The sequence below is a fragment of the Virgisporangium ochraceum genome, assembly GCF_016863655.1.
Lineage (GTDB): Bacteria > Actinomycetota > Actinomycetes > Mycobacteriales > Micromonosporaceae > Virgisporangium > Virgisporangium ochraceum.
The window spans coordinates 15,316-34,583 of sequence record NZ_BOPH01000049.1; the positions used below are offsets into that span (position 1 = coordinate 15,316).

Sequence of the window (19,268 nt, forward strand, 5' to 3'; positions counted from 1 at the left end):
CACGGGCGGGATCAGGTGCCGAAACGTTCACCTATCCAGGCGAGGTACGCGGCGGCGGTCGGCTCCGGGCCGGGGCCCAGGTTGAGGTGCGATCCCCGGTCCCACGCGCCGAGCATCGTGGCCGGCTCGTCCTCCATGGTCCAGGAGTGCTCCAGGGTCAGGAACCTGCGCTCCTCCGGCGGCTCGCACGGCACGACCGCGACGAAGTGCGCCTCGGCCCTGTGCTCCGCCGGCGGCATCGTGACCAGCAGGACCTCCACGGTGCCGGCCCGTTCGAGCGTGCCGGCGAGGCCGTCGGACGCCAGCCGCTCCTCCTCCGGGAAGTGCTGCTCGTAGTCGCTCCAGACGAAGTGCAGGAACTCGGTGGCGAAGCCGTCGGCGCCCATGTCGCGCAGGCGGTACCTCGGGTTGAGCAGCAGCGTGCTCAGCAGGCGGTGCGCGAACCGGTAGTGGAACGGCCGGGCGTGGTCGTCACGGAGCAGCATCAGCGCTTCTTCAGGCAGAAGACGTAGGACTGGCCGTACTGCGGAATGTTGTTCCGGTAGTACGTCACCGTGTACGTGGTCGTCGCGCCCGACACCGACTGGCACTGGTTGGCGTCGATCGTGCCGTAGATGCGCCGGAGCACCTGGTACGTGCCCGGACCGCAGGCCACCGGCACCATGTCCGGGTCGTAGTCGGTGCCGGTGTTCTTCAGGCAGTCGCCCTTGTCGACCGCGTCGAGCGGGTTGGTGCTCGGGCTCGGCGGCGGCGCCACCGACCGGGTCGGCGTCGGTGGCGGCGAGTACGAGGTCGGTGGCGGCGACGGCCGCGTAGGGCTGGGCGTCGAGGCGCCGGCGCTGGTGCGGCGCTCCTTCTCGTCGTCGTCGTCGTTGAACAGGGCGTTGAGGCCGCCGCAGCAGGCCAGCACCGCCACTGCGGCGGCGATCCGGATCGCGACGTCGCCGATCCGCCGCCGGAACCGCGACGGCGGCCGCGGTGGCCGCTGACGCACGTACAACTGTGGATCGAACGGATCCATGCTCATGGTTCCCCCCGTGGGTCCGACGCATCGTAGTACGCCGAACCCGCGGGGACCGGTTCAGCCGACGCGCTCCTCCGTACCCGTCGGCGCCGGCATGTTCGACGGCAGGTCGAGGCTCGTGCGCAGCGTCACCGGGCGCAGGAGCAGCGCCGCGACCACGCTCACCACCGCGATGGCGGCCGAGATCAGGAAGATGTGACCGGTCGCGTCGCCGTACGCCGCCCGCACGATCGTCTCGACGGCCGCCGGCAGCGCGTTCAGGTTCAGGCTGTCGCCGGCGCTCCCGCTCACCGGGATGCCCGCGTCGGCGAGGCCCGTGCTGATCCCGTCCTTCACGTGCCGCGCCAGCACCGCGCCGAGCACCGACACGCCGACGGCACCGCCGAGCGACCGGAAGAACGCGACGGTGGCGCTGGCCGCGCCGATGTCGCGCAGCGACACCGTGTTCTGCACGGCGAGCACGAGGTTCTGCATGGTCATGCCGACGCCGGTACCGACGAGCAGCATCGCCAGCGCGACGAACCACATGTGCGTCTCGTGGTCGATCGTTCCGAGCAGCGCGAAGCCGACGACCAGGGTGATGGAGCCGGCGACGATGTACGGCTTGATCCGCCCGCTGCGGGTGATCATCCGGCCGGCCACGATCGAGGCGACCAGCACACCGGCCATCATCGGGATCGTGAGCAGCCCGGCCTCGGTGGGGGTGTACCCGCGTCCGATCTGGAAGTACTGGCCGAGGAACACCGCGCCGCCGAACATGGCCATGCCCACGGCGAGGCTGCCGACGATCGCGAGCGCCGTCGTCCGTTCGCGGACGATGCCCAGCGGAACCACCGGCTCCGTGGCCCTCGTCTCCACGTACACCGCCGCCGCCAGGACGACCACCGAGCCGCCGACCATCGCGAACGTCTGCCACGACAGCCAGCCGAACGTGTCGTCGACGAACGAGATCCAGATGAGCAGCAGGCTCACGCCGGCGGCGATCAGCGCCGCGCCCAGGTAGTCGATCCGCACGTTCCGCCGCCTGATCGTCGGCAGGTGCAGCGTGAACTGCAGCACCGCCAGCGCGACCAGCGCGACCGGGACGCCCACGAAGAAGCACCAGCGCCAGCCGAGCCAGTCGGTATCGACGATCACGCCGCCGAGCAGCGGTCCGCCGACGGTCGCGAGCGCCATCACGCCGCCCAGGTAGCCGTTGTACCGGCCGCGCTCGCGCGGCGGGATCATCGCGGCGATCGCCACCTGCACCAGCGCCTGCAGGCCGCCGACGCCGATGCCCTGGAACGCGCGGGCCGCGATGAGCTGGCCGGCGGTCTGCGCGAACCCGGCCACGATCGAGCCGAGGATGAAGATGACGATCGCCACCTGCACCAGCAGCTTCTTGTCGAACAGGTCGGCGAGCTTGCCCCAGACCGGGGTGGTGGCGGTCGCGGCGAGCAGCGTCGCCGTGACGACCCACGTGTACTGCGTCTGTGAACCGTCGAGCGCGCCGATGATCTGCGGCAGCGCGGTCGACACGACGGTCGCGCTGAGCATCGCGACGAACAGCACCAGCAGCAGGCCGCTGAGGGCCTCCAGCGTCTGCCGGTGCGTCATCGGTTCGTCGCCGGTCTTCTCCAGGGTCGCTGTCATCGGGTGGTCTCCAGGTTCTGCCTATCGGTTCGTACCGCGCCGTCGAGGTCGGCCACGAAACGGCCGAGGGACGCGGTGAGCACGTCGATCTCGTCGTCCCGCCACGCCCGGAGCGCGCGGGCGAGCACCCGGTCGAACCGGTCCGACGCCTCCCTGAGGGCGTCCCGGCCGGCGGGGGTGACGGCGAGGATGCTGGCCCGCCGGTCGGTCGGGTCGGGCAGCCTCTCGACCAGGCCCAGGGTGACGAGGGCGGTCACGGCCCGGCTGACCGTCGACTGGTCGAGGCCGGCGACGTGCGCCAGCTCCTTGGCGTGGCAGGTCTCGTCCCGGCCGGTCAGCTGGTCGATCGTCATGAGGATGCCGACCATGCCGGTGGGGGTGCTCAGGCCGTCACGCTGCTGCTTGAGCTGCCGGACGACCTTCATGAGGTCGCGCAGGCGCAGGGTGAGCTCGGCGGTCGTCATGTCCGTCCTTCCGGGTGCTTGCTGCATGCAAGCTTCCGCCAATCTTGCCCAGTGTGCAAGTTTGCTCAGTGCGAATGTAATGCGGGACACGTAGGCTTCGCCGCGATGGAAGGACTGCGTGAACGCAAGAAGGCGGCGACCCGGCAGGCGCTGCACGAGGCGGCGCTGCGGCTGGCCACCGAGCACGGCATCGACAACGTCACCGTGGAGGCGATCGCCGACGCGGCGACCGTGTCACGCCGCACGTTCTCGAACTACTTCTCCAGCAAGGAGGAGGCGCTCTTCCACGCCGACCGGGTGTTCATCGAGCGGCTGGTCGCGCTCGTGCACGCCCGCCCGGCCGGCGAACCACCCTGGACCGCGCTGAGCCGCGCCGCCGACGGGATGCTCCCCGACGCGCTCGACGTCGACCGGATCACGTCGCGGCGGCTGCTGCGCAACCACCCGAGCCTGATCTCGCACCAGGTGGCCGTCTACGCCACGATCGAGCGCGACCTCGCCGCCGAGCTCGCCCAGCGCATGCCGGACGCCGCCGACACGCCGCTGCGCTCGCGCATCATGGCCGCCACGTTCCTCACCACCATCCGGGTGAGCACCCAGCACTGGCTCGACCACCCCGACCGTCCGCTGCCGGAGCTGATCCACGAGGCGCTGGGATACGCCGCCGACCGGTAGTGCGTGTCAGGATCGCCGGGTGACATCTGAATCCGACATCGCTTTCCTCCGGCAGGCGGTCGCGCTCGCCGCCGAGGCCCGCGCCGGCGGCAACCCGCCGTTCGGGTCGCTGCTCGTCGGTCCCGACGGCAGTGTGCTGGCCGAGGAGCGCAACACCTCGCTCACCGAGAACGACATCACCGCCCACCCGGAGCTGAAGCTGGCCCGGTGGGCCGCCCGCGAGCTCGACCGCGAGACGGCGCGGGGCACCACCATGTACACCAGCTGCGAGCCGTGCGGCATGTGCACCGGCGCCATCGAGCGGGCGTTCCTGGGGCGCGTGGTGTACGCGATGTCGGGCGCGCAGCTCGGCACGCTCAAGGCACCCACCGCGCCGCCGACCGCGGTACCGGTGCCGGTGGACGGGCCGCTGCTGTTCGAGGAGGCCGCGATCCCCCTGGACGGTTACTACGTCTAAGGTCTGCCGGCGGCCGGCCGATGGCCGAACATGGCCGTACTGCACAAGATGGGCTCGGCCGCCGCGGTGGGCACCACCCTCGCCGTGCTCGCGGTTCCGATGCTCTCCGCCGACACCCCCGCTGTCACCAGCGACAGAGCCAGTGCCCAACAGTCCGGCGACCCCTCGACCCCGGTGAAGGTGTTCCGCCGCAAGCTCGGCCCGGTGAAGCCGCCGGGCGTGCCGGTCATCACGTCGGACCTCGCCGAGCCGGCCCGCAAGGAGGTGGCGATGCGGCTGGTGTCGAGCGCCGAGAACTCCACGCTCGACTGGCGGTCGCAGTTCGGCTACATCGAGGACATCGGCGACGGCCGGGGCTACACGGCCGGGATCATCGGGTTCTGCTCCGGCACCGGCGACATGCTGGAGCTGGTCGAGGCCTACACCGCCGCCGCGCCGGGCAACGGGCTGGCCCGGTTCCTTCCGGCGCTGCGGGCGGTGAACGGTACCGACTCGCACGCCGGGCTGGGCGCTCCGTTCGTCACCGCGTGGAAGGCCGCGGCCGCCGACCCGGCGTTCCAGCGGGCGCAGGAGTCCGAACGCGACCGCGTCTACTTCGGACCGTCGGTCGCGCAGGCGAAGGCCGACGGGCTGCGGGCCCTCGGCCAGTTCGTCTACTACGACGCGATCGTGATGCACGGACCGGGCACCGACCCGGTGAGCTTCGGCGGCATCCGGGCGACCGCGATCGCCCGGGCGAAGCCGCCGGCGCAGGGCGGTGACGAGGCGGCGTACCTGCACGCGTTCCTCGACGCCCGCACCGCGGCGATGCGTACCGAGGAGGCCCACAGCGACACCAGCCGGGTCGACACCGCCCAGCGCGTCTTCCTCACCAGCGGCAACCTGGACCTGAACACGCCGCTGTCCTGGAAGGTCTACGGCGACCCGTTCTCAATTCCCGCCTGATCCCGACCCGCACAGCCCGTTCTCGACGACCCTGTCGACGGTGTGCTGGTGCTGCAGGAACAGCGCCGGCCGGGTGCCCGACACCGACACCGCGACGCTGCGCCGACCGTCGCGGGTGACCCCGTTGTCGCTGGTGTAGCCGCTGCCGCCGCCCGGGTGGCTCCAGTAGGTGCCGCCGCAGGGAAGCGGCCGCTCGAACAGTCCCAGGCCGTACCTCGCTCCGGGGAGCAGCTCCTCGAACTCGGGGCCGAGCGGCACCGTGCGGGTCATCTCGGCGAGCTGCGCCGGTTTCACCAGCCGGCCGCCGAGCAGCGCCCGGAAGAAGCGGTTGACGTCGGCGGTGGTCGAGACGAACGCGGCGCCGCCGTCGACGATGACCTGTTCGGTGACGTCGGTCATCCCCGGGGCGTCGTCGAACTCGTGGTAGCCGCGGGCGTGCGGGTTCGGCAGGGTCGGGTCGTTGCCGGGCCACGTCGTGTCGCGCATGCCGGCCTTCGTCAGAACGCGCCGCCGTACCTCCTCGTGCCACGGGCGTCCGGTGACCCGGTCGATGACCATCTCGGCCACGATGTAGCCGATGTTCGAGTACCGCCACCGCGTGCCCGGCGCGAAGTCCGGCGGGTGCCGCAGGGTCCGGCCCAGGAGATCGGCCGGCGTATAGGTGTCGTACCGGTGCGCGTAGTAGTCGGCGGCGGTGGCGAAGTCGGGCACGTCGTCGTGCAGGCCGCTGGTGTGCTGAAGCAGGTGCCGCACGGTGATGGCGCGGCCGTCGTTGCCGTTGCCGCGGATCAGGCCCGGCAGCCACTTCTCCACCGGGTCGTCGAGGCCCATCCGCCCCTCGCCGACCAGTTGCAGGACGACTGTCGCGATGAACGCCTTGCCGGTGCTGGCGATGCGGGCCCGTCCGTTCGGCGGCACCGGGCGCCCGGTGCGCAGGTCGGCCACGCCCGCGGTGGCGACGACGTCGCGACCGTCCGGCCCGACCAGCCGCGCCTGCACGCCGGGCAGGCCCAGCGCGTGGACCGCGGCGACGTCGCGTCTCAACCGGTTGCCGTCGGTCGGGCCACCCGCGTGGGCCTCGACGGTGACACCGGACCCGGCGACCAGCGCGGCCACCAGCACTGCGATGCGTATCGTTCTCATGCCGGAAACGCTAGGAACCGCGGGCGCCGCGACCCATACCGCCGGCTACCGCACCCGGTGCTACAGCTGGCTGTAGTGCGGGTCGGTCCCCGCCTCGGGTACAGATATGCCAATGACGCGTCGGCGGGCCACGGCCTACCTTCTGGCCACCCTGGGCACAGCGGCGGTGTCGCTGCTCGCCCTGCCGGTGCTGTGCCTGCCCGGGATCCGGGAGCCGTGGGCCCGCGCGAACCTCCGGCTGGCCGGCGACCGGCGGTGGCATCCGGTGCGGTTGCGCCGGCACCTGCTGTGGCTGGCCGTCCACGCCGGCACCGGCCTGCCGTTGGGGCTGTTCGCGGTGCTGGTCGTCGGCAACCTGGTCACCGCCGTGATCGCGATGACGCTCTGGTGGGCGTTCCCGCCCGCCGAGCCGGTCACGGTGTTCGTCGAGGTGCCGGTCACCGGCTGGGCCGTCGCGCTGGGGCTCGGGCCCGTGCAGCTGGCGCTGCTCACGGCCGTCACCGTGTGGGCGTTCCCGGTTCTCGCCGGCGCGCACGCCCGGCTGACCCGCTGGGCGCTGACACCCTCGGAGGCGGAACGGCTGGCCACGCGGGTCGCCGACCTCACCCGCACCCGGGCCGACGTGCTCGACGCGCACAGCGCCGAACTGCGACGCATCGAACGCGACCTGCACGACGGGGCACAGGCCCGGCTGGTCGCGGTGGCGATGCGGCTCGCGGTGGCGAAGCAGCGGTCCGACGACCCGGAGCTGGTGAACCGGCTCGTCGCCGAGGCGCACGAGGGCACCGAGGAGGCGATGGTCGAGCTGCGCGCGGTGATCCGCAACACGTACCCGCCGATCCTCGCCGACCGCGGCCTCGCCGGTGCGCTCGTCGCGGTCGCGGCCCGCAGCGGCCTGCCGACGACCGTCGACGTCGGTGACCTCGGCCGCGTGCCCGCGGCGGTGGAGTCGGTGGCGTACTTCGCGGTCACCGAGGCGCTCAGCAACGTCACCCGGCACAGCCGCGCCGGGCGCGCCGGCGTGCGCGCGTCCCGGTCCCATGATCTTCTGACCGTGACGGTGACCGACGACGGCGCCGGCGGTGCCGACGAAGCGCGCGGAACCGGCCTCGCCGGCATCCGACGGCGGGCCGGCGCGCTCGACGGGACGCTCACCGTGCGCAGCCCGGCGGGCGGGCCGACCGAGATCACGCTGGAGGTGCCGTGCTCTCAGTGGTGATCGCCGAGGACAACGCGTTCCTGGCCGGCGGCCTCGAGCTGATGCTCACCACGAACGGGTTCACGGTGGCGGCGATCACCGCCGACGCCTCGTCCTTTCTCGCCGCGGTCGAGGAGCACCGCCCCGACGTGACGGTCGTCGACGTGCGGCTGCCGCCGACGTTCCGCGACGAGGGCATCCGGGCCGCGATCGAGGCCCGGCGCCGCCACCCCGACCTCCCGGTGATGGTGTTCTCCCAGTACGTCGAGCGGGAGTACGCCACCCAGCTGCTCGCCGGCGCCCCGAGCGGCGTCGGCTACCTGCTGAAGGACCGCGTGAGCCGCATCGACGAGTTCGTCGAGGCGCTGCGCCGGGTCGCCGGCGGCGGCACCGCGTTCGACCCCGAGGTGATCGCCCAGCTCCTCACCCGGTCGGCTGGCGACCCGGTGTCGGCGCTGACCCCGCGCGAGCGGGAGGTGCTCGCGCTCATGGCCGAGGGCCGCGACAACACCGACATCGCCGGCCGCCTGTTCATCACCGCGAACGCCGTCCACAAGCACATCAACGGAATCTTCAGCAAACTCGGCCTGTCCACCACCGACGGCGGCCACCGCCGCGTCCTCGCCGTGCTGACCTATCTGACGGCTCCGGGCCGGCGTCGTCTGGACTGAGGAGCGCAGCGACCCCAGCGACGAAGGAAGACGACGCCACACTTGACGGTCGGCCGTTATCGACGGACGCTACGGATTGACGAACATGGGGGTGTCGTGGCGTACGTCGAAGTGTTCAGCCGCTGCGTGATCGGCGTGGTGTTCCTCGTCTCGGCCTGGAGCAAGCGGCCCGGGCAGTTCCGGCAGTTCAGCGACTCGCTGGCCGCGATGCGGCTGCTCCCGGCGCGTTCCGTGGTTCCCGTGGCCGGTGTCGTGGTCGCACTCGAGGCGGCCGTCGTGCTCCTGATGGTGCTTCTTCCCGCGCCCGGGTTCGCGCTGGCCATCGTGCTGCTGCTCGCGTTCGCCGGGTCGATCGGTGTGGTGCTGCGGCGCGGGGTCCAGGCCTCGTGCCGGTGCTTCGGCGGGTCGGGTGCCGCGCCGTTCCGGCCGCATCACATCGTCCGCAACCTCGTGCTGGTGGCGGTGGCCGTGGCCGGGCTCGTGGCGGTGCTCGCCGGGCCGGCGCTCACCTGGCAGGCGGCCGCACTGGGTGCGGTGCCGGGTGCCGTCGTCGCCCTGCTGGTGACCCGGCTGGACGACCTGGTCGCACTGTTCGCTCCGGCGCCTGCGACGCGCCGCTGAGCGGCTATTTGACGAACGACGGCCCGGCCTCGACCGGCGCCTCGGTCGGCATCACGATCCACAGGATCGGGTAGATCAGGAACTGGCTGCCCGGGAGCAGCATGAGGATCAGCACGAACAGCAGCCGCGCGGCCCAGGGGTCGAGCCCGATCCGGCGGGCCAGCCCGGCGCACACACCGCCGAGGACCCTGTCCCCGACCGGTCGCACCAGGCCGTGCCGGCGCATCGTCTCGTAGAGGCTGTCCACCAGAGTTCTCCTTCGCTTGTAGTTGGACGATCACAAGCGTGGCACCTCCGCGGCCATGACGACCTCGGGGACGACCCTGGTTCCGGCCCGTAATCGCTCCCTACGCTGGGGAGACCCGCCCCTGCCTGCCCAGGAGCAGCGCCATCACCACCGCGCCGACGGAGCCGAGCAGCGAGGGCAGCCCCAGCTCGTCCCTTACGGCATACGACGCGACGGAGACCGCGAACACCCCGGCCGCGAACCCGAGGACCACCGGCAGGCCGGCCGTCGCGAGCCGGGCCGGCAGCGCGGCGGCGACCAGCAGACCGGCGCACAGGACGAGGTCGGGCACCAGGAACGGGTTGTCCGACCGCCAGGAGTCGTGCAGGAACAGGAAGACGAACGTGCTGACGCTCAACGCCACGGCCGCCACGCGACCTACCCCGAGAATGGTCATGTCTACAGCGTAGACATGCGATCGGGCCTTCGTCTACGCCGTAGACTCCGGCTGTGCCCGTTCACAGGTTGACCCCCGCCGCGATCGCCGCGGCGGCCCTGGCCCTCGGCGACCGCGACGGCCGGCAGGCGATGTCGATGCGCCGCATAGCCGCCGACCTCGGCTGCGACCCCATGGCCATCTACCGCCACTTCCCCAACCGCGACGCCCTGCTCGACGCGGTCGCCGACCTGGCGCTGGCCGACGTCGACGACCCTGGGCCGGACTCAGGGTGGAGCCCCCGGATCGCCACGATCCTCACCGGGGTGCGGGCGGCGGCCCTGCGGCATCCGGGGATCGCCGCGCACGTCGCCGCGCGTCCGCCGCTGGGCACGAACGGCGCACGGCTGGGTGCCGGCATCTACGCCGCGCTGGCCGCCGCCGGCCTTCCGCCGGCGGGCGTGGTGTTCGCCGCGCAGGCGCTGGTCGCGTATGTCGCGGCCGCGTTGGCGATGGCCGTCGAGGCGGGGACCCGGGACGCGCGCTGGCACGAGGTCAGCCGCTCGATGGACGGCCTGCCGGGCGAGGTGATGCCGGTGGTGGGTTCCGACGAGCAGTTCGGGTACGGGCTGCGCCTGCTCCTGAACGGCATCGCGGTGGAGGCGGCCCGGTGACCTACTTCGAGGACCTGACCGAGTACACGTACTGTGAGCGCGAGGTCATCTCGATCGACGGCGGGTACGTCGAGTACCGCTCGGGCCACCGCCGCCTGAACGTCGGGTGGATGGACGCCCCGCACCCGGTCCCGACCGGCGACGTCCCCGGGTGGCTGCCGGCCAGGCTCCTCGACCTGATCGACGGCCCCCTGGTCAACGTGATGCGGGGCTTCCACCTGTGCACCCACTGCGGCGACTTCGACCGCGCGATGCTGACCGTCCCGCACGGGTCCGGCACCGTGTCGATGGGCCACGCCGAACTCCGGGTTCCGGGCGAGGGCACCACGATGTACGCGGCCCCGACGCTGATCTGGCACTACGTGACCGGGCACGGCTACCGTCCGCCCGAGCCGTTCATCGACGCGCTGCAGACCTACGACGATTCGTGGATCCCGCGCACCTGAGTCCGAAGTCGCGCCCATGCCACGCTCACGATGGACAGCGGGGTCGTCTCCCGGCACGCGCAGTAACACCCACGCCTGCGGCCGACACGCCATATGTGGTGGGTGCGAACTCTCGCGCGTCCATATATGGTGTGTGCCGCAGCTGGTTCTCCCGGGCCGCCAGTCCGGGGGAGGAAAGAGGGAACCCGGTGGGAGTCCGGGACTGCCCCGCAGCGGTGAGTGGGAACGACAGCCGTCACGTAAGCACTGGGCAACTGGGAAGCGACGGCCGGTAGGCGACCGCGAGGTCATGCCCACGAGTCCGAAGACCTGCCAGCGCGCCGCGCACACCTGTGCGTGGCGGCCCGACGCCGCGTGGGACGGCTGACGCCATCGACAGCGATGTGCCCCGAACGGGGCCTCGCGGCGTCTCCCTGCGCGCGTTCCGGGCCGGCCGAGGCGACCCGCGAGGAGATCACATCAGATGACGGTCACCCAGACCGCACCACCCACTGTGCCGCAGCAGAAGACGGGCATGCGCGTCCGCAAGCGCAACGGCGACGCCGAACCCGTCGACGTCAACAAGATCGTGCGGGCGGTCGAGCGGTGTGGGGGCGACCTCACCGACGTCGATCCGCTGCGCGTCGCCACCAAGACGATCAGCGGGTTGTACGACGGCGCCACCACCGCCGAGCTCGACCGGCTCTCCATCCAGACCGCCGCCGCGATGATCGGCGAGGAGCCCCAGTACTCCCGCCTCGCCGCCCGTCTGCTGGCCAACTACATCGACAAGGAGGTGCGGGGGCAGGGCATCGCGAGCTTCAGCCAGTCGATCGCGCACGCCCACGCCGTGGGTCTGGTCGGCGACGAGACGGCGCGGTTCGTCCGGAAGAACGCCCGCAAGCTCGACGACGCGACCGGAACCACCGACTTCGAGTACTTCGGGCTGCGCACCGTCTACGACCGCTACCTCCTGCGGCATCCGGAGAAGCGGACCGTGCTCGAGACGCCGCGGTACTGGCTGCTGAGAGTCGCATGTGGACTGTCGCACACGCCGCAGGAGGCGATCGGCTTCTACCGGCTCATGTCGCGGCTGCGGTACCTGCCCAGCTCGCCCACGCTGTTCAACTCGGGTACGCGGCACACGCAGATGTCGAGCTGCTTCCTGGTCGACTCCCCCAGGGACGAGCTCGACTCCATCTACGACCGCTACGCCCAGGTGGCGAAGCTGTCGAAGTTCGCCGGCGGCATCGGCATCTCGTGGTCGCGGGTCCGCTCGCGGGGAGCGCTGATCCGGGGGACCAACGGCACCTCGAACGGCATCGTGCCGTGGCTGCGCACGCTCGACTCCAGCGTCGCCGCCGTGAACCAGGGCGGCCGCCGCAAGGGCGCGGCGTGCGTCTACCTCGAACCGTGGCACCCCGACATCGAGGAGTTCCTCGAGCTGCGCGACAACACCGGCGAGGAGGCGCGCCGCACGCACAACCTGAACCTGGCCAACTGGATCCCGGACGAGTTCATGCGCCGCGTCGAGGCCGACGGGATGTGGTCGCTGTTCGACCCCGACCGGGTGCCGGACCTCACCGACCTGCACGGTGAGGCGTTCGACCGGGCCTACCGGGAGGCCGAGGAGCAGGGCCGGTTCACGCGCCAGGTGAACGCCCGCGACCTCTACGGCCGCATGATGCGCACGCTCGCGCAGACCGGCAACGGCTGGATGACGTTCAAGGACCGCTCCAACGCGTTGTGCAACCAGACGAAGGGCGGCGGCACCGTCCACCTCTCCAACCTGTGCACCGAGATCATCGAGGTCACGAGCGACGAGGAGACCGCCGTGTGCAACCTCGGCTCGGTGAACCTCGCCGCCCACGTCACAGAAGACAGAACCATCGATTGGACCGCGTTGCGCGCGACCGTGCGCACCGCCGTGGTCTTCCTGGACCGCGTGATCGACATCAACTACTACCCGAGCGCGGAGGCCGCGCGGAGCAACCCACGCTGGCGCCCGGTCGGGCTGGGCGTGATGGGTCTGCAGGACGTGTTCTTCGCCCTCCGGCTCCCGTTCGACTCCCCCGCGGCGAAGGAGCTGTCGACCCGGCTCGCGGAGGAGATCTACCTCACCGCGCTGGAGACCTCGAACGAGCTGGCGACGGAGCACGGCCCGCACCCGGCATACGCGGACACCCGCGTGGCCGACGGCGAGCTGCAGCCCGACCTGTGGGGAGTCCCGACCGACGGCGAGCGCTGGACGGCGCTGCGCGCGAAGGTGAAGGAGCACGGGCTGCGCAACTCGCTGCTGATCGCGATCGCGCCCACGGCCACGATCGCGTCGATCGCCGGCTGCTACGAGTGCATCGAGCCGCAGGTGTCGAACCTCTTCAAGCGCGAGACGCTCAGCGGCGAGTTCCTCCAGATCAACACCGCGCTCGTCGCCGAGCTGAAGGCCCGCGGCCTGTGGACCGAGGCCGTACGTGCCGAGATCAAGCGGGCCGAGGGCTCGGTGCAGGGCATCGCCGAGCTGCCGACCGAGGTCAAGGAGCTCTTCCGCACGGCCTGGGAGCTGCCGCAGCGGGCGCTGATCGACCTGGCCGCCGCGCGCGGGCCGTTCATCGACCAGAGCCAGTCGCTGAACCTGTTCATGGCGGCGCCCACCATCGGCAAGCTCTCGTCGATGTACCTCTACGCCTGGAAGGCCGGCCTGAAGACCACGTACTACCTCCGGTCGCGCCCGGCGACCCGGATCCAACAGTCCACAGTGGAGATCGTGAGGCCGACCGAAGCTGTGTATATCGATCGTCCTTCGGACGAGGCAGTCGCCTGCTCCCTGGAGAACCCCGAAGCCTGCGAGGCGTGCCAATGAGCCTGCTCGATCCCGGTCTCGATCTCACCTTGAGGCCGATGAAGTACCCCGAGTTCTTCGACCGGTTCAAGGACGCGATCCGCAACACCTGGACCGTCGAGGAGGTCGACCTGCACACCGACCTCGCCGACCTGCACCGCCTCTCCCCCGCGGAGCGGCACCTGGTGAGCCGGCTCGTCGCGTTCTTCGCCACCGGCGACACGATCGTGGCGAACAACCTCGTGCTGAACCTGTACCAGCACGTCAACTCGCCGGAGGGCCGGCTGTACCTGAGCCGCCAGCTGTTCGAGGAGGCGGTGCACGTGCAGTTCTACCTGAACCTGCTCGACACCTACGTGCCCGACGAGCAGGAGCGGTACGAGGCGTTCGTCGCGATCGAGAACATCCCGTCGATCAAGCGCAAGGCCGACTTCTGCTTCCGGTGGATCGACTCGGTGTTCGAGCTCCGGAGGCTGGAGACGAAGGCGGACCGCAAGGCGTTCCTGCTCAACCTGATCTGCTTCGCCGCGTGCATCGAGGGGCTGTTCTTCTACGGCGCCTTCGCGTACGTCTACTTCCTCCGGTCGCGGGGGCTGCTGCACGGGCTCGCCAGCGGCACCAACTGGGTGTTCCGCGACGAGTCGATGCACATGGCGTTCGCGTTCGACGTGGTCGACACCGTGCGGCGCGAGGAGCCCGACCTCTTCGACGACGAGCTGGCCGCGAACGTCACCGAGATGCTGAAGGACGCGGTCGACTGCGAGGCGCAGTTCGCCGAGGACCTGCTGGGGCAGGGCGTTCCGGGACTGTCCACGAAGGACATGCGCACGTACCTGGAGCACGTCGCCGACCGGCGCCTGGCCCAGCTCGACCTGCCACCCGTGTACGGCTCGACCAACCCGTTGCCGTTCATGGACCTGCAGGACGTGCAGGAGCTGTCAAACTTCTTCGAGCGGCGGGTCTCCGCGTACCAGGTCGGCGTCACCGGCACCGTGTCCTTCGACGACGACTTCTGAGGTCGTAAAAGCCTCCAGAAGACGGGCTGCGGCGAGTGACGGCGTGAGTGTCCCGTCGAGAACCTCCTTCTCGACGTGCGGCGCGAGCGCCGTCACCGCGGGATCGGTGCGCAGCCGTTCGAGGACGGCACCGCGGACCGTCGCCCACATCCAGCCCACCTGTTGCTGCCGGCGCCGGGGCTCCAGCTCGCCGCTGTCGGACAGCGCGTCCTGGTGCTTGATGATCTGCGCCCACACGTCGTCGAGGCCGGTCTCCTCGATGGCGCTGCACGTCACCACGGGAGCGGGTTCGCCCATCAGCCGCAGCGCTCCGGCCAGCTCCCGCGCGGCCCGGCGAGCGTCGACCAGGTGCGGGCCGTCGGCCTTGTTCACCGCGACCACGTCGGCCAGCTCCAGCACGCCCTTCTTGATGCCCTGCAGCTGGTCACCGGTGCGGGCCAGGGTCAGCAGCAGGAACGTGTCGACCATCTCGGCCACCGCGGTCTCGCTCTGGCCGACGCCGACGGTCTCGACCAGCACCACGTCGTACCCGGCCGCCTCGACCACCACGATCGCCTCGCGCGTCGCGGTCGCCACGCCGCCGAGCGTGCCGGAGGTCGGAGACGGGCGCACGAACGCCTTCTCGTCGACGGCCAGCCGGGCCATGCGCGTCTTGTCGCCGAGGATGCTCCCCCGCGTCCGCGTCGAGGACGGGTCGACGGCGAGCACCGCCACCCGGTGCCCGGCCGACGTCAGGCGCGTGCCCAGCGCGTCGATGAACGTCGACTTCCCCACGCCGGGGACGCCGGTGATGCCGACCCGCCGCGACCGGCCCGAGTCGGGCGTCAGCTCGACCAGTAGCTGCTGTGCCAGCCGCCGGTGGTCGGCCCGGGTCGACTCGACCAGCGTGATCGCCCGCGCCATCCACGCCCGGTTGCCGGACCGGACGCCGGAGACGTAGTCGTCAAGCCGCATGGCCCAGGCGCGCCGAGAGGTCCTTCAACAGGTCCAGGGCCGCGTCGGCGATCACCGTTCCGGGCGGGAAGATCGCGGCGGCGCCGGCCGCCTTCAGCTCCTCGAAGTCGCCCGGCGGGATCACCCCGCCCACGATGATCATGATGTCGTCGCGGCCGAGCGCCGCCAGCTCGTCGCGCAGCGACGGCACCAGCGTGAGGTGACCGGCGGCGAGGCTGGAGACGCCGACGATGTGCGCGTCGGCCTCCACCGCCTGGCGGGCCACCTCGGCCGGCGTCTGGAACAGCGCGCCCACGTCGACGTCGAAGCCGAGGTCGGCGAACGCGGTGGCGATCACCTTCTGGCCGCGGTCGTGCCCGTCCTGGCCGACCTTGGCCACCAGGATGCGCGGCCGGCGTCCCTCGGCGTCGGCGAACGCGTCGGTGGCGGCGCGCACCTTCTCGATGTTCGTCGCGGGGCCGGCCTCGTCGCGGTACACGCCCGTGATGGTACGGATCTGGGCGGCGTGCCGGCCGTACACCTTCTCCAGCGCGTCGGAGATCTCGCCGACGGTCGCCTTCGCGCGGGCCGCGTCGACGGCCAGCGCGAGCAGGTTGCCCTCGCCGGAGTCGGCGGCGCGCGTCAGCGCCTCCAGGGCCGACGAGCAGGCCGCGTCGTCGCGCTCCTCGCGCAGCCGCCGCAGCTTGGCCAACTGCTGCGCGCGGACGCTCGCGTTGTCGACCTTCAGGACCTCGATCGGCTCGTCGGCCTCGGGCCGGTACTTGTTGACGCCGATCACCGGCTGCCGACCCGAGTCGATGCGCGCCTGCGTACGGGCGGCCGCCTCCTCGATGCGCAGCTTCGGGATGCCCTCGTCGATCGCGCGGGCCATGCCGCCGGCCGCCTCGACCTCCTGGATGTGCTCCCAGGCCCGGGCCGCGAGGTCGTACGTCAGCCGCTCCACGTAGGCGCTGCCGCCCCACGGGTCGATCACCTTGGTGGTGCCCGACTCGTGCTGGATCACCAGCTGGGTGTTGCGGGCGATGCGCGCGGAGAAGTCGGTCGGCAGCGCGAGCGCCTCGTCCAACGCGTTGGTGTGCAGCGACTGCGTGTGCCCCTGCGTCGCCGCCATCGCCTCGACGCACGTGCGCGCCACGTTGTTGAAGACGTCCTGCGCGGTGAGCGACCACCCGGAGGTCTGGCAGTGCGCCCGCAGGCTCAACGACTTCGGGTTCTTCGGGTCGAACGTCTTCACGAGCTTGGCCCAGAGCAGGCGGGCGGCCCGCAGCTTCGCCACCTCCATGAAGAAGTTCATGCCGATGGCCCAGAAGAACGACAGCCGCGGCGCGAACGCGTCGATGTCCAGGCCGGCGTCGCGGCCGGCGCGCAGGTACTCGACGCCGTCGGCGAGCGTGTAGGCCAGCTCCAGGTCGGCGGTCGCACCGGCCTCCTGGATGTGGTAGCCCGAGATCGAGATGGAGTTGAACCGCGGCATCTTCTCCGAGGTGAACCGGAAGATGTCGGAGATGATCCGCATCGACGGCTGCGGCGGGTAGATGTAGGTGTTGCGGACCATGAACTCCTTGAGGATGTCGTTCTGGATCGTGCCGGCCAGCTGCTCCGGTTTCACCCCCTGCTCCTCCGCCGCCACGATGTACAGCGCCAGCACCGGAAGCACGGCGCCGTTCATCGTCATCGACACGCTCATCCTGTCGAGCGGGATGCCGTCGAACAGCTGGCGCATGTCGTAGATGGAGTCGATCGCCACGCCCGCCATGCCGACGTCGCCGGCCACCCGTGGGTGGTCGGAGTCGTAGCCGCGGTGCGTCGGCAGGTCGAACGCCACCGACAGGCCCTTCTGCCCGGCCGCGAGGTTGCGGCGGTAGAACGCGTTCGACTCCTCCGCGGTGGAGAAGCCGGCGTACTGCCGGATCGTCCACGGCTGGGTGGTGTACATCGTCGGGTAGGGCCCGCGCAGGTACGGCGCGATGCCCGGGTAGGTGTCGAGGAAGTCGAGGCCGTCGAGGTCGGCCGCCGTGTAGAACGGCTTGACCTCGATGCCCTCGGGCGTCAGCCACGTCTCGCGGTCGGTCCCGGCCGCGGCGGGTTCGACGGTGTCGAACTCGAGCTTGGAGAAGTCGGGAATCATGACAGAACCTCTTCCAGGACGGCCACCGCGTCGCAGCCGCTGTACAGGTACCCGGTGACGCCGTCGTACTCACCGGGCCTTCCCGCCAACCACACCTGGCGCGCGCCGCCGCTGGCCAGGGCGAGCGCCGCGCCCGACGCCTCCTCCGCGTACGACCGGTCGCTGCCGCACACGCACGCCACCGCGGCGCCGCTCGCGGCGAACCCGTCGACGGGACCGGCGACGACCGCGACGCCGCCGGCGGCGAACAGGTTGGTGGCGAACCCGACCCGGGCGTTGTGCGCGGCGGGCGGACCGAGCGTCGCGAGGTACACCGTCGGACGCTCCGGTGCGGCGTCGGCCCGGTCACGCAACCGCTCGAACGCCTCGCCGTAGTGGTGCACGGGAAGGTCGCCGACCGTCCTCTGTGGAGCCTCTCGCCGCGAGGGCAGCTTCTCGTGCGGGTTCGGGAACTCGCTCACCCCGGTGAGCGGGTCGCGCCGGTGCGCCAGGTTCTCCGCACGCGCGTCCCAGGTCGCCGCGATCCGCTCGGCGACGAGCCCCGACGACAACGCCGCGGCCATGCCGCCGGCGCCCTCGATCTCGGTGAACCACGCCCACGCGGCCCGCGCGAGGCCGAGGGTGCGGCTCTCGACGTACCAGGATCCGCCGGCCGGATCGGCGACCCGGCTCACGCTCGCCTCGTCGATCAGCAGCGACTGGGTGTTGCGGGCGATCCGCCGCGCGAACCCGTCGGGCAGCCCGAGCCGGTGGTCGAACGGCAGCACCGTGACGGCGTCGGCGCCGCCCACACCGGCGGCGAAGCACGCGAGCGTGGTGCGCAGCATGTTCACCCACGGGTCACGCGCCGCCATCATCGCGGCCGACGTCACCACGTGCTGGGTCTGCGTCGCCGACGGCTCGCCGCACGCCTGCGCGACCCTCGCCCACAGCCGCCGGGCCGCCCGTAGCTTCGCGATCGTGCCGAACTGGTCGGCGGTGGCAGCGTAGCGGAACTCCAGCTGTGCCAACGCCTGCGCCACGCTGAGCCCGGCATCGGTGAGCCCACGCAGGTACGCCACGCCGGTCGCCAGTGAACAGGCCAGCTCCTCGGCGTCGCTGGCGCCGGCGTCGTGGTACCGCAGCGCGTCGACGACCATGGCGCGCAACCCGGGACGGTCGGCCACGCGCCGCGCGAAGGCCGCCGCGCCCGGCAGGTCACCGGCGCCGGCGAACGGGTCGAACCCGAGGTTGCCCGACCCGCCACCCGCCGCGAGGAACGCCTCGGCGGCGTCGGCCGTCGCGGCACCGGCGTCGAGCGTCACGCCGGCCAGGTCGAGCAGCACGCCGTCGAGCGCGGTCGTCAGCCTGTCGACGGGGACGCCGCCCGCGCCGAGCACGAGCCACAGCGACGCGACCCCGTTCTCCAGATCGGCACGGGCCGCCTCGGAGGTGGCCGCGGCATCCGGGTCGGCGTGCCGCTGCCGGATGTCCCACCCGTTGGCCGTTCGCCCCAGCGGAACGGACGGCGGTGGCGGTGATCCGGCGGCGGTGTGCAGCGGTGCGAGCGCCACGCCGTCGTACCCGGTGGTGGTCAACAGCTCCACCGCCTCCGCGGGCGTGCTGTCGTCGGTGGCGGCGCCCGACTTGCGCAGGACGCCGAGCACCAGCTTCTCCCACGCCTCGGCGGTGGCGGTGGGGAAGTCGGAGGCTAAGCGGAGTTCGCTCATTCACGGATACTAAGCGCGCCTCCGCCGCCTC

General features: G+C 71.5%; 20 protein-coding genes and 1 riboswitch. Of the genes, 10 read left to right on the forward strand and 10 right to left on the reverse strand.

Features of this window, described 5'->3' with window-relative positions; genetic code table 11:
• Positions 1-11: 11 nt before the first annotated feature.
• Genes Voc01_RS18595 through Voc01_RS18610 form a run of 4 tightly spaced genes read right to left on the reverse strand, consistent with a single transcriptional unit; the run spans position 12 to position 3,120 of the window.
• Positions 12-485, reverse strand: a complete 474-nt coding sequence (locus tag Voc01_RS18595; protein ID WP_203928726.1) for a hypothetical protein — start codon at positions 483-485, stop codon at positions 12-14.
• On the reverse strand, positions 485-1,027 hold the full coding sequence (locus Voc01_RS18600) for an LppU/SCO3897 family protein (RefSeq protein WP_203928727.1): 543 nt from the start codon (positions 1,025-1,027) through the stop codon (positions 485-487). Before Voc01_RS18600 ends, Voc01_RS18595 begins: the two co-directional genes overlap by 1 nt.
• 54 nt (positions 1,028-1,081) lie before the next feature.
• Positions 1,082-2,656, reverse strand: a complete 1,575-nt coding sequence (locus Voc01_RS18605) for an MDR family MFS transporter (protein WP_239160302.1) — start codon at positions 2,654-2,656, stop codon at positions 1,082-1,084.
• Entirely contained in the window at positions 2,653-3,120 is a 468-nt protein-coding gene (locus Voc01_RS18610; protein ID WP_203928728.1) for a MarR family winged helix-turn-helix transcriptional regulator, read from the reverse strand. Before Voc01_RS18610 ends, Voc01_RS18605 begins: the two co-directional genes overlap by 4 nt.
• Positions 3,121-3,225: 105 nt before the next feature.
• Here Voc01_RS18610 and Voc01_RS18615 point away from each other — a divergent pair, with 105 nt between their 5' ends.
• The 3 genes from Voc01_RS18615 to Voc01_RS18625 are packed head-to-tail and all read left to right on the forward strand — an operon-like array spanning position 3,226 to position 5,197.
• Entirely contained in the window at positions 3,226-3,795 is a 570-nt protein-coding gene (locus tag Voc01_RS18615) for a TetR/AcrR family transcriptional regulator (RefSeq protein WP_203928729.1), read from the forward strand.
• A 19-nt stretch (positions 3,796-3,814) separates the two neighbouring features.
• A complete protein-coding gene (locus Voc01_RS18620; RefSeq protein ID WP_203928730.1) occupies positions 3,815-4,252 on the forward strand; it encodes a nucleoside deaminase in 438 nt (145 codons plus the stop codon).
• Between the two features lie 30 nt (positions 4,253-4,282).
• Entirely contained in the window at positions 4,283-5,197 is a 915-nt protein-coding gene (locus tag Voc01_RS18625) for a chitosanase (protein WP_275423733.1), read from the forward strand.
• On the opposite strand, the gene Voc01_RS18630 is transcribed toward Voc01_RS18625, so the two are convergent.
• The gene (locus tag Voc01_RS18630; RefSeq protein ID WP_203928731.1) at positions 5,183-6,340 is read right to left on the reverse strand and encodes a serine hydrolase domain-containing protein; all 1,158 of its coding nucleotides are present in this window, start codon (positions 6,338-6,340) and stop codon (positions 5,183-5,185) included. The two genes, Voc01_RS18625 and Voc01_RS18630, sit on opposite strands and share 15 nt — an antisense overlap.
• A gap of 112 nt (positions 6,341-6,452) precedes the next feature.
• Between Voc01_RS18630 and Voc01_RS18635 the strand changes: the two genes are divergently transcribed.
• The 3 genes from Voc01_RS18635 (at position 6,453) to Voc01_RS18645 (ending at position 8,830) form a co-directional block, all read left to right on the forward strand.
• Positions 6,453-7,559: a sensor histidine kinase gene (locus Voc01_RS18635; RefSeq protein WP_239160303.1), complete on the forward strand. Its 1,107-nt coding sequence runs from the start codon at positions 6,453-6,455 to the stop codon at positions 7,557-7,559.
• Positions 7,560-7,600: 41 nt separating this feature from the next.
• The gene (locus tag Voc01_RS18640) at positions 7,601-8,209 is read left to right on the forward strand and encodes a response regulator transcription factor (protein ID WP_239160306.1); all 609 of its coding nucleotides are present in this window, start codon (positions 7,601-7,603) and stop codon (positions 8,207-8,209) included.
• 96 nt (positions 8,210-8,305) lie between these two features.
• The gene (locus Voc01_RS18645; protein WP_203928733.1) at positions 8,306-8,830 is read left to right on the forward strand and encodes a MauE/DoxX family redox-associated membrane protein; all 525 of its coding nucleotides are present in this window, start codon (positions 8,306-8,308) and stop codon (positions 8,828-8,830) included.
• Between the two features lie 4 nt (positions 8,831-8,834).
• On the opposite strand, the gene Voc01_RS18650 is transcribed toward Voc01_RS18645, so the two are convergent.
• Positions 8,835-9,077, reverse strand: coding sequence for a PspC domain-containing protein (locus Voc01_RS18650; protein ID WP_307781577.1), 243 nt, complete (start codon positions 9,075-9,077; stop codon positions 8,835-8,837).
• A gap of 100 nt (positions 9,078-9,177) precedes the next feature.
• Positions 9,178-9,513 carry a hypothetical protein gene (locus Voc01_RS18655; RefSeq protein ID WP_203928734.1) on the reverse strand — a complete coding sequence of 112 codons (336 nt, stop codon included), beginning with the start codon at positions 9,511-9,513 and terminating at the stop codon, positions 9,178-9,180.
• Positions 9,514-9,566: 53 nt separating this feature from the next.
• Here Voc01_RS18655 and Voc01_RS18660 point away from each other — a divergent pair, with 53 nt between their 5' ends.
• The 4 genes from Voc01_RS18660 (at position 9,567) to Voc01_RS18675 (ending at position 14,446) form a co-directional block, all read left to right on the forward strand.
• Positions 9,567-10,166, forward strand: a complete 600-nt coding sequence (locus tag Voc01_RS18660) for a TetR/AcrR family transcriptional regulator (RefSeq protein ID WP_203928735.1) — start codon at positions 9,567-9,569, stop codon at positions 10,164-10,166.
• Entirely contained in the window at positions 10,163-10,612 is a 450-nt protein-coding gene (locus Voc01_RS18665) for a DUF7919 family protein (RefSeq protein ID WP_203928736.1), read from the forward strand. Before Voc01_RS18660 ends, Voc01_RS18665 begins: the two co-directional genes overlap by 4 nt.
• 126 nt (positions 10,613-10,738) lie before the next feature.
• Positions 10,739-10,944: riboswitch (cobalamin riboswitch) on the forward strand.
• Between the two features lie 131 nt (positions 10,945-11,075).
• Positions 11,076-13,451, forward strand: coding sequence for a ribonucleoside-diphosphate reductase subunit alpha (locus tag Voc01_RS18670; RefSeq protein ID WP_203928737.1), 2,376 nt, complete (start codon positions 11,076-11,078; stop codon positions 13,449-13,451).
• Complete coding sequence (locus Voc01_RS18675; protein ID WP_203928765.1) at positions 13,448-14,446, forward strand: ribonucleotide-diphosphate reductase subunit beta; 999 nt, start codon at positions 13,448-13,450, stop codon at positions 14,444-14,446. Before Voc01_RS18670 ends, Voc01_RS18675 begins: the two co-directional genes overlap by 4 nt.
• On the opposite strand, the gene meaB is transcribed toward Voc01_RS18675, so the two are convergent.
• From meaB to Voc01_RS18690, 3 genes are read right to left on the reverse strand one after another with little or no spacing between them, the layout of a single operon-like run.
• Positions 14,369-15,400 carry a methylmalonyl Co-A mutase-associated GTPase MeaB gene (gene meaB, locus Voc01_RS18680; RefSeq protein WP_203928738.1) on the reverse strand — a complete coding sequence of 344 codons (1,032 nt, stop codon included), beginning with the start codon at positions 15,398-15,400 and terminating at the stop codon, positions 14,369-14,371. The genes Voc01_RS18675 and meaB overlap by 78 nt on opposite strands.
• Positions 15,390-17,528, reverse strand: a complete 2,139-nt coding sequence (gene scpA / locus Voc01_RS18685; RefSeq protein ID WP_203928739.1) for a methylmalonyl-CoA mutase — start codon at positions 17,526-17,528, stop codon at positions 15,390-15,392. The genes meaB and scpA overlap by 11 nt, the downstream gene beginning before the upstream one ends.
• Positions 17,525-19,237, reverse strand: a complete 1,713-nt coding sequence (locus Voc01_RS18690) for a methylmalonyl-CoA mutase subunit beta (RefSeq protein ID WP_203928740.1) — start codon at positions 19,235-19,237, stop codon at positions 17,525-17,527. Before Voc01_RS18690 ends, scpA begins: the two co-directional genes overlap by 4 nt.
• Positions 19,238-19,268: the final 31 nt, after the last annotated feature.

Coding starts and splice junctions, on each gene's coding strand:
- Voc01_RS18595 (WP_203928726.1), bottom strand. CDS start 485: ATGCTGCTCCGTGACGACCACGCCCGGCCGTTCCACTACCGGTTCGCG.
- Voc01_RS18600 (WP_203928727.1), bottom strand. CDS start 1,027: ATGAGCATGGATCCGTTCGATCCACAGTTGTACGTGCGTCAGCGGCCA.
- Voc01_RS18605 (WP_239160302.1), bottom strand. CDS start 2,656: ATGACAGCGACCCTGGAGAAGACCGGCGACGAACCGATGACGCACCGG.
- Voc01_RS18610 (WP_203928728.1), bottom strand. CDS start 3,120: ATGACGACCGCCGAGCTCACCCTGCGCCTGCGCGACCTCATGAAGGTC.
- Voc01_RS18615 (WP_203928729.1), top strand. CDS start 3,226: ATGGAAGGACTGCGTGAACGCAAGAAGGCGGCGACCCGGCAGGCGCTG.
- Voc01_RS18625 (WP_275423733.1), top strand. CDS start 4,283: ATGGCCGTACTGCACAAGATGGGCTCGGCCGCCGCGGTGGGCACCACC.
- Voc01_RS18630 (WP_203928731.1), bottom strand. CDS start 6,340: ATGAGAACGATACGCATCGCAGTGCTGGTGGCCGCGCTGGTCGCCGGG.
- Voc01_RS18635 (WP_239160303.1), top strand. CDS start 6,453: ATGACGCGTCGGCGGGCCACGGCCTACCTTCTGGCCACCCTGGGCACA.
- Voc01_RS18640 (WP_239160306.1), top strand. CDS start 7,601: ATGCTCACCACGAACGGGTTCACGGTGGCGGCGATCACCGCCGACGCC.
- Voc01_RS18655 (WP_203928734.1), bottom strand. CDS start 9,513: ATGACCATTCTCGGGGTAGGTCGCGTGGCGGCCGTGGCGTTGAGCGTC.
- Voc01_RS18670 (WP_203928737.1), top strand. CDS start 11,076: ATGACGGTCACCCAGACCGCACCACCCACTGTGCCGCAGCAGAAGACG.
- Voc01_RS18675 (WP_203928765.1), top strand. CDS start 13,448: ATGAGCCTGCTCGATCCCGGTCTCGATCTCACCTTGAGGCCGATGAAG.
- meaB (WP_203928738.1), bottom strand. CDS start 15,400: ATGCGGCTTGACGACTACGTCTCCGGCGTCCGGTCCGGCAACCGGGCG.
- scpA (WP_203928739.1), bottom strand. CDS start 17,528: ATGATTCCCGACTTCTCCAAGCTCGAGTTCGACACCGTCGAACCCGCC.
- Voc01_RS18690 (WP_203928740.1), bottom strand. CDS start 19,237: ATGAGCGAACTCCGCTTAGCCTCCGACTTCCCCACCGCCACCGCCGAG.